Here is a 4,136-nt window from a genome sequence, read left to right as displayed (position 1 = left end):
GGCTAGTTTGTCCGGTGTAGATTTTTTTGCCTCCCTCCGATGTTTCTAGCAACGCGCCCAAGGCAAAGCCAGCTATGCCACCAATTGGTCCTAGAAAGAACCACCCCAAAGCACCAGATATCCATTTTCCGTATCCCATATTCTACCTCTTATTTGAAAGGCTAAGCAGCTTTTCATGCAGCTCCACCACCTGGGGCAGGAGCAGCTGGTTGTTATCGTTATTAATCACAAAATCAGCCCGTGCAATGCGCTCCTGATCCGATAGCTGATGGGCCATTCGAAGGTGAACCTGCTCTGGTCCAACACCATCGCGCTCAATTACCCGCGCGACCCTTACCTCTTCAGGTGCCACTACCACCACAAGCTTATCCATGGTTTCACTTGCGCCGCTTTCGATTAGGATGGCGGCCTCATGTATAACGTAAGGAAAAAGGGATTGCTGCTGTAACCAGCTCTGAAAATGCCGTTCTACCGCCGGATGAACCACCTTGTTCACCTTCTCCAAAATCTCCCTATCGCCAAAGACCAACGCTGCCACTTGCTTCCGATTCAGCCCCAGCGGGGTGTATATCTCATCACCGAAAAATTGCTTGTAAGCGGCAACAATATCGGGATCAACCTCAATCAACTTTTTTGCCTCAAAATCGGCCTGATAAATGGGAGCTCCTAGCTCAGAAAATATTCTGGCTACGAAGGATTTACCACTTCCAATTCCGCCAGTAAGTCCAACTTTAAGCATATCAATTATTTTGAACAATATACTCCACAAAGTTAGGATTTACGGTGATACTCGCCACAAAATCGGGCTGCCCCGTTAAGCTTACCTTTAGCTTATCGCTGAGTAGTGACGAAACATTACTGTAGTCTACCACCAGCTTAAAGCTGGAGGGAGTCACCTCCGTGTAGCGGCTCAATGCAACCATGTAGGATACCTTTGCAGTAGCGGGCAAAAGCATCAGGTGTTTATTGGCCGGAACATTCACAACTTGAATTGGAACATCAACCGTACCTTCAGTATACTTCTCAACCGTTATTGTATAGTCGATACGGCGTGTAGAGGGCGTTATTCCAGATATGTTCGTAAGTGCAAGAATACCAGAGGTAGATTGATTTAGCTTGTCAAGTTTTTTTGGCTTTGTTGGCCAAAAGGCCAACGTGTCGACTAGTGAAGCAGGCCCAGTTACTATTACTGAGTCTGGATGCAGCGTGGGTGGCCGGCTCAGCATAAATTGCCTCTCGGGCTCAGGGTCGAGGTTGGATTGCACGGGCACAACCCTTCGCGACATGTGCGAAAGGTCCACAAATAGAGTATCTGGGGCAACCTCTTCAAGCTGCATATCGGGATTAATCTGGTCGGCCAGCATGGTTTGAATCCGCGATGAAAGAATGTAGTAGGTAGTTTTGGAGCCGTTTAAGCGGTTGAGCTTAATCTCCTTTAGGTCGATGTTGAGCGGTGCAAGCACCGAACTCATTTTAAACTTCAAAAGAGTATAACCATGTGCACGTACCTTTAGCGTTACAGCAGCTTCTGACTCCTTCACAAATACCTTGTCGGAAGGCAAATTGCTAAACCGAACTGGGTAAGAAAGATCGATGGTGTACTCATGATTCAGCTTATTGAGATACCAAAGGAATGAGGCGAAAAAGAGGAAGAAGAGGAAAACAACGACCTTCTCATCCACCTTGATTTTCCGAGGTGTAAAAGCTTCACCAAATTGCTTAAAAAAACGGGTATCCACGGGTAAAGGAAATTGAAAATTATGCTGCAAGTTAGAAATAATCCCGAATCGAACCACAACTTCTCCCTCAAGGTGGTTAACGAAAAAGGGCTTAGCAACTGCTAAGCCCAATTCCCTTCAAAGAAATTACCTCTACTTTGAGTTCTGCTGTAAATCGGATGGGTCACGAAGAATCGCGCTCTTGTCGCAACGAATCTTTACGTTGTCGTCAATTTCAATGATAATGTATAGGTCGCGAACTTCCCAAACCTTGCCATAAATACCACCAGTGGTAACAATCTTATCACCCTTCTTCAGCTCGCTTTGGAACTTGCGCAACTCCTTCTGGCGCTTAGTTTGAGGGCGAATCATAAAGAAGTACATAACCACAAATACGAGCACCATCATAATGAGGAAAGAATAACCTTGTCCTCCTGCTGCTGGAGCTGCTGCCTGTAAAATAATAACGTTGTTGAACATGCTTATTGAATTTAAGGATTTATTTACTGAACTACATTTCCCTTTAAGGTAAGGCTGCGCGCTGGAAGCCCACCATTGAATTTGAGGGTAACTTCCTTCATCTGTAGGCCAAGCCACCCGTCGCTATTAAACTGTATTTCGATATGGCCCCTGCCACCAGGCAGCAACGGTTGTTTGGTAAACTTTGGGGTAGTGCATCCACAGCTGGGAATGGCATCCATTATCATCAAATCGCCATCACCCTCATTTTTAAAGTAGAAAGTATGCGTAACAATCTCCCCCTGTTTAATAGTTCCAAAGTCGAAGTAGTCTTCTTCAAAAACGATCTTCGGGTGGCCTGCCACCGCCTTAGTATTGGCTACCTCAACCGTCTTCCTATGTCCACACCCAGAGGCAAGAAAGGCAATTACCAAACCTACTAACCACAACCTATTAATCTGCTTCATTTGTTCTTCGGTTAATCGTCCACTAACCTGTGGGTCAAGAGTGAACAGCCGTAATTATCTGGTGAAATATCTCTCTAATATTCAACTTTAAGAACTTGCAAGTTAGGAAATTTCAGCCTCTTCTCCAACCAACCCTCTGCCCTGCTTAACTATTTTATTGTCGGTTTTGAGCTGAGCGATAGCTTTATCGAGCACCCCGTTTATAAATGCAGCGCTGTTGGGAGTGCTGTAAAACTTAGCCAAATCGATATACTCGTTGAACGAAACCTTGATGGGGATGTTGGGAAACTCCACAATTTCTGCAATGGCGGCAAGCATGATCACCGAGTCCATAAAGGCGATGCGATCTACCTCCCAATTGCTGGAGAAATTACCAATCATTTCCAGATACTCCTCGCGCTTTAAAACAGCCCGTCGGAGCAATCGCGTGGCAAACGTTTCATCCTCCAGCTCCTTGAACAACGGCAGCAACTTAGCACTTTCGTCGTACGATTCCTTGAACCCCTTCACGGTTTTAATAACCATGCCAATGATGAACTCTATCTCGTCCATCCAGAACATGCTCTGCTCTTCCAAACACGAATACAAGTCCTCAAAATCCTCCAATTCTTTGGTGTAAAAGTCAAGAACGAGTTTCTTATCGGTGGCAAAGTCACAGGTATCGGCATTCAAGTAATCCTGAAAATAATCCCGGCTAATCAAGTTTTCGTAAAACTTCTTAACTAACCTGGGGTATCCCGCCCATGAAAGCTTGTTTTGTTGGTTGTATGCATCCAACTCAAGGTTGCTACGCAGCAAGCTAACCACTGCATTGTCAACAAATCGTCTATTGGGGCTAAGCTCTTCAGCGGTAGGGCGATGTTTTTGAAGGCCCAGATCAATGCGCACTTGCGAATAATCAGCCACATCAACTACTAAGGTTAGTAGTAAGTGGTACAGATCATAGAACTTATGGATGCTGTGGAGTAATTCCTTTTCGGATTGGCCTAATGTACGGTCGGGCGATTGCAAATGCCCGTAAAGCGTTTTAGCAACCTTTATCCTAAGCAAGCGTCTACTTATCATACTGAACAAGAACCTATTAACAATTTTTTACCTCAAAAATGCCTTGCAAAGATACTCTTTTTGTATTGCATGCAAAAAGCAAAGTGGGCCAAACCCTCTTTGCGCTGGAACAAATTAAAATAACGTCAAAACAATAAAATTCCATTGTGCTATCGTCCACCACATTGCCTCATATCTAGAAGAAAACTCTTCCCCTTTCAGAAATTTAAAAGAGTGAAAATGGTAAAATTAAACTGCTGGGGAAAAAAAATTTATATTTTTGGCAGGAAGAACAACCAATGTTTTACTAACAAACCAACATGAAATGACGGACGATTTCGACAAGCACGACGGGTATGACAGGGAAGAGAACAGCGAAATCTTTTCCAAAGCGGTAAGGGCAGGCAAGCGCACCTACTTTTTTGACGTTAAGGCTACTAGGGGCGAC

The 4,136-nt window shown here is 44.6% G+C and carries 5 protein-coding genes; all 5 read right to left on the bottom strand.

The annotated features are described in order from the left end of the window. Window positions 1-142 precede the first annotated feature (142 nt). Window positions 143-739 carry a dephospho-CoA kinase gene (gene coaE, locus VMW01_08135; GenBank protein HUW06217.1) on the bottom strand — a complete coding sequence of 199 codons (597 nt, stop codon included), beginning with the start codon at window positions 737-739 and terminating at the stop codon, window positions 143-145. 1 nt (window position 740) lies between these two features. Further along, a complete protein-coding gene (locus tag VMW01_08130) occupies window positions 741-1,739 on the bottom strand; it encodes a hypothetical protein (GenBank protein HUW06216.1) in 999 nt (332 codons plus the stop codon). A 132-nt stretch (window positions 1,740-1,871) separates the two neighbouring features. Continuing rightward, complete coding sequence (gene yajC / locus VMW01_08125; GenBank protein HUW06215.1) at window positions 1,872-2,198, bottom strand: preprotein translocase subunit YajC; 327 nt, start codon at window positions 2,196-2,198, stop codon at window positions 1,872-1,874. A 23-nt stretch (window positions 2,199-2,221) separates the two neighbouring features. Next, window positions 2,222-2,644 (bottom strand): DUF1573 domain-containing protein, encoded by a 423-nt coding sequence (locus VMW01_08120; protein ID HUW06214.1) that lies wholly within the window; start codon window positions 2,642-2,644, stop codon window positions 2,222-2,224. Window positions 2,645-2,746: 102 nt separating this feature from the next. Continuing rightward, window positions 2,747-3,709: a transcription antitermination factor NusB gene (nusB, locus tag VMW01_08115; protein HUW06213.1), complete on the bottom strand. Its 963-nt coding sequence runs from the start codon at window positions 3,707-3,709 to the stop codon at window positions 2,747-2,749. Between the last annotated feature and the right edge of the window lie 427 nt (window positions 3,710-4,136).

It is taken from the genome of Williamwhitmania sp. (assembly GCA_035529935.1).
Taxonomy (GTDB): domain Bacteria; phylum Bacteroidota; class Bacteroidia; order Bacteroidales; family Williamwhitmaniaceae; genus Williamwhitmania.
This window is presented reverse-complemented; position numbering and strand designations above follow the sequence as displayed.

Bases quoted from the DNA above. Each gene is read 5' to 3' on its own strand.
- coaE (HUW06217.1), bottom strand. From the start codon at position 739: ATGCTTAAAGTTGGACTTACTGGCGGAATTGGAAGTGGTAAATCCTTC.
- yajC (HUW06215.1), bottom strand. From the start codon at position 2,198: ATGTTCAACAACGTTATTATTTTACAGGCAGCAGCTCCAGCAGCAGGA.
- VMW01_08120 (HUW06214.1), bottom strand. From the start codon at position 2,644: ATGAAGCAGATTAATAGGTTGTGGTTAGTAGGTTTGGTAATTGCCTTT.
- nusB (HUW06213.1), bottom strand. From the start codon at position 3,709: ATGATAAGTAGACGCTTGCTTAGGATAAAGGTTGCTAAAACGCTTTAC.